The following is a 4,147-nucleotide window of genomic DNA, read 5'->3' on the forward strand; positions in this document are numbered from 1 at the left end:
TGGATTTGTGGGTTATGTGTCTAGTTTTCTCGGGTGGGGCGGGTATGAAGTGATGTGAGTGTGTGGATGTGGGGAGCCGATTGGTAGAGAGACATGGCAGGGGCGGTGGGTAACGGTCGGCGGGGTCTAGTCATACGCGGGTCCACGCGCAGGCGCCGGTGGCTCGGTCCCGCCGTCCGGTACGCCACGCTCCTGCTGATGCTCGTCGTCATGCTGGGCCCGATCGTCTGGCAGTTCCTCACCTCGATCCGCGGCCGCACCGAGAACGTCTACGACGGCGTGCTGCCCTCGCAGCCCACCCTCGACAACTACGTCCGGGTCGCCGAGTCCTTCCCGCTGCTCCAGTACGTCGGCAACACCCTCACCGTCGCGGTCCTCGCGATCACCTCGAACATGCTCTTCGCGGCGATGGGCGGGTACGCCCTCTCGCGGGCCGCCTGGAAGGGCCGCCAGGTCGTCTTCACCGTGCTGGTGGCGACCCTGATGTTCCCCTTCGAGTCCGTGATGATCTCGATGTTCCTCACGGTGCGCGAGATGGGCCTGGTCGACACCCTCGTCGGCGTCTGGCTCCCCGGCGCGGTCTCCGTGCTCAACATCATGATCATGCGCGCGGCCTTCCTCGCCGTGCCCAAGGAGGTCGAGGAGGCCGCGGTCCTGGACGGGGCCGGCGAATGGACCCGCTTCACCCGGGTGTTCCTGCCCGCCGCCAAGGGCGCCCTCGCCGTCGTCTGCATCACCAGCTTCATGGGCGCCTGGGACGACTTCCTCTGGCCCCTGCTGGTCCTCACGAACAGTGACCACTACACCCTGCAGCTCGGCCTGAAGACCCTGGCCGGCGCCACCACCGTCAACGACCAGCGGATCATCGCCGCCGGCGCGATGGCCGCACTCCTGCCGATGATGATGCTCTTCTTCGCCCTCCAGCGTTTCTTCTTCAAGGGCGTGGGCGAGGGAGCCGTGAAGACCTGAGCCCGCCCGTCCACCGCCTGGCCCGTTCCACCGCCCGGCCCGTTCCACCGTCCCCGTACCCACCAGCCGTCCGTACCGACCACCCAGTCCCTGGAGCAGCCGTCATGCACGACGACCGCAGCATCACCGAGCACCGTCTCCGCCGGGTCCTGAAGGAGCGGATCAAGCCCGCCGTCCACTCCCGTCCGCTCCCGCTGACCGTCGAACGCTGGGAGGCCCCGGGGGAGCCCGTCCCCGTCGCCGAGGGCCTGGCGGCCTCGTACGGGCCCTGCGCGATCGGTGACCCGTGGGGCCCGGCCTGGGGCACCACCTGGTTCAAGGTCACCGGCACCGTCCCGGCCGACTGGGCCGGCCGTACCGTCGAGGCCGTCCTCGACCTCGGCTTCGACCGGATGATGCCCGGCTTCCAGTGCGAGGGCCTGGTCCACCGGGCCGACGGCGGCGAGATCAAGGCGCTCAACCCGTACAACGACTGGGTCCGCGTCGCCGACCGTGCCGAGGGCGGCGAGCGCGTCGAGTGGTACGTCGAGGCCGCCTCCAACCCGGTCCTGGTCGACCACGCGGTCACGTACGAGGGCGACCGGCTGACCAGCGGCGACCAGCCGCTGTACCGGCTCGCCCGGATGGACCTCACCGTCTTCGAGACCGAGGTGTGGGAGCTGGTCCAGGACCTCGAGGTCCTCTACGACCTGATGGTCCAGCTCGACGCCCGGGAGGCCCGGCGTCACGAGATCCTCCACGCCATCGGCGCCGCCCTGGACGCGGTGGACCTGACGGACGTACCCGGCTCGGCGGCCGCCGCCCGCGCCGAGCTCGCCGGGGTGCTGGCCGCCCCGGCCGGCGCCTCCGCACACCGGATCAGCGCCGTCGGTCACGCCCACATCGACTCCGCCTGGCTGTGGCCGCTGCGCGAGACGGTGCGCAAGGTCTCGCGCACCGCGTCCAACATGGTCAACCTGATGGACGAGCACCCCGAGTTCGTCTTCGCGATGTCGCAGGCCCAGCAGCTGGAGTGGATCAAGACCTACCGGCCCGAGCTGTTCGAGCGGGTAAAGAAGAAGATCGCGGACGGGCAGTTCGTCCCGGTCGGCGGGATGTGGGTGGAGTCCGACACCAACATGGTCGGCGGCGAGGCCATGGCCCGGCAGTTCCTCTACGGCAAGAAGTTCTTCCTCGACGAGTTCGGCATCGAGACGAACAACGTCTGGCTCCCCGACTCCTTCGGCTACACCGCCGCGATGCCGCAGATCGTCAAGCTCTCCGGCTCCCAGTGGTTCCTCACCCAGAAGATCTCCTGGTCCCAGGTCAACGCCTTCCCCCACCACACCTTCTGGTGGGAGGGCATCGACGGCACCCGCGTCTTCACGCACTTCCCGCCCGTCGACACCTACAACTCCGACCTCGGCGGCGCCCAGCTCGCGCACGCCGCCCGCAACTACCGGGAGAAGGGGCGCGGTTCGCGGTCGCTGGCCCCCTTCGGCTGGGGGGACGGCGGGGGCGGCCCCACCCGCGAACACCTGGCCCGCGCCAAGCGCCAGCGGGACCTCGAAGGCTCCCCGAAGGTCCGGATCGAGCGCCCGGACGCCTTCTTCGAGAAGGCCCGCGCCGAGTACGAGGACGCGCCCGTCTGGGCGGGCGAGCTCTACCTGGAGCTGCACCGCGGCACGTACACCTCCCAGGCCAAGACCAAGCAGGGCAACCGGCGCAGCGAATCGCTGTTGCGCGAGGCCGAGTTGTGGGCGGCCACCGCCGCGGTCAGGGTGCCGGGGTACGGGTATCCGTACGAGGACCTGGAGCGGATCTGGAAGACGGTGCTGCTGCACCAGTTCCACGACATCCTGCCGGGCTCCTCCATCGCCTGGGTGCACCGCGAGGCGCGCGAGACGTACGCGAAGCTGGGCGGGGAACTCCAGGCGATCACCCTCGCCGCGCAGCTGGCCCTCGCCGGGGAGGGCGGCGAGGAGCTGGTCTTCAACTGCGCCCCGCACGCCCGGCGGGGCGTGGCGGCGGGCGGGGCGGGCCGGCCGGGCGAGGCCGGGGAGCCGGTCACGGTGGAGGAGCGGCACGGCGGCGGGCACGTGCTGGCCAACGGCCGGCTGCTGGTGGAGATCGACGGCCGCGGGCTGATCGTCTCCGTCTACGACCTGGAAGCACGCCGCGAGACGGTCGCCCCGGGGGCCGCGGCGAACCTGCTGCAGATCCACCCGGACTTCCCGAACATGTGGGACGCGTGGGACATCGACGCGTTCTACCGCAACCGGGTGACGGACCTGGTGGACGTGGACGGCCTGGAGGTCGCCGAGAGCGGGCCGGCGTCCGCCACCGTCCGGGTCACCCGCTCCTTCGGCTCCTCCACCGCAGTCCAGTCGGTCACTCTGCGGGCCGGGGCCAAGACGGTGGACATCGTCACGGACGTGGACTGGCACGAGACGGAGAAGTTCCTCAAGGCCGCCTTCCCGCTGGACGTGAAGGCCGAACGGACCGCCTCCGAGACGCAGTTCGGGCACGTCTACCGGGCCACTCACACCAACACCTCGTGGGAGGCGGCCAAGTTCGAGATCTGCGCCCACCGCTGGATCCACGCCGAGGAGCCCGGCTGGGGCGTCGCGCTGCTCAACGACTCCACGTACGGGCACGACGTCACGCGGGACGTGCGGCCCGACGGCGGCCAGACCACCACCGTCCGGCTCTCCCTGCTGCGGGCGCCCCGCTACCCCGACCCGGAGACCGACCAGGGAGCCCATACCCTGCGGTTCTCCCTCGCGCCCGGCGCGTCGATCGGGGACGCGGTCCGCGAGGGCCACGCGCTGAACCTGCCCGAGCGCACCGTGACCGGCGCGGGCCCGGTCGCCCCGCTGCTCGCCGTCGACGAGGACGCGGTGGTCGTGGAGGCGGTGAAACTGGCCGAGGACCGCAGCGGTGACGTGGTCGTCCGCCTCTACGAGTCCCGAGGGGGCCGTGCGACGGCGGTCCTGACGGCGGACTTCCCCTTCTCGGCGGCGGTCGAGAGCGACCTCCTGGAACGCCCGCTGGCCGGCTCGGCAGTGGGCGCCCCCACCCCGGCGGGCGCGGTCCCCCTGACCCTGCGCCCCTTCGAGATCGTCACGGTCCGCCTGCGCCGCGCCTGACCGCCGGGCGAGTGGGCCCCGCCCCGGCCGCCAGGACCGGGGCCCACCGC

General features: G+C 71.3%; 2 protein-coding genes. Both read left to right on the top strand.

The genetic code is table 11. From position 1 onward, the window contains the following. Positions 1-198: 198 nt before the first annotated feature. On the top strand, positions 199-969 hold the full coding sequence (locus PV721_RS41775) for a carbohydrate ABC transporter permease (RefSeq protein WP_319733887.1): 771 nt from the start codon (positions 199-201) through the stop codon (positions 967-969). 104 nt (positions 970-1,073) lie between these two features. Continuing rightward, positions 1,074-4,097, top strand: a complete 3,024-nt coding sequence (locus tag PV721_RS41780) for an alpha-mannosidase (RefSeq protein ID WP_319733889.1) — start codon at positions 1,074-1,076, stop codon at positions 4,095-4,097. Positions 4,098-4,147: the final 50 nt, after the last annotated feature.

Origin of the sequence: Streptomyces sp. MB09-01 (assembly GCF_033794505.1) — a bacterium.
Classification (GTDB): Bacteria; Actinomycetota; Actinomycetes; order Streptomycetales; family Streptomycetaceae; genus Streptomyces.

Bases quoted from the DNA above. Each gene is read 5' to 3' on its own strand.
- PV721_RS41775 (WP_319733887.1), top strand. From the start codon at position 199: ATGCTCGTCGTCATGCTGGGCCCGATCGTCTGGCAGTTCCTCACCTCG.
- PV721_RS41780 (WP_319733889.1), top strand. From the start codon at position 1,074: ATGCACGACGACCGCAGCATCACCGAGCACCGTCTCCGCCGGGTCCTG.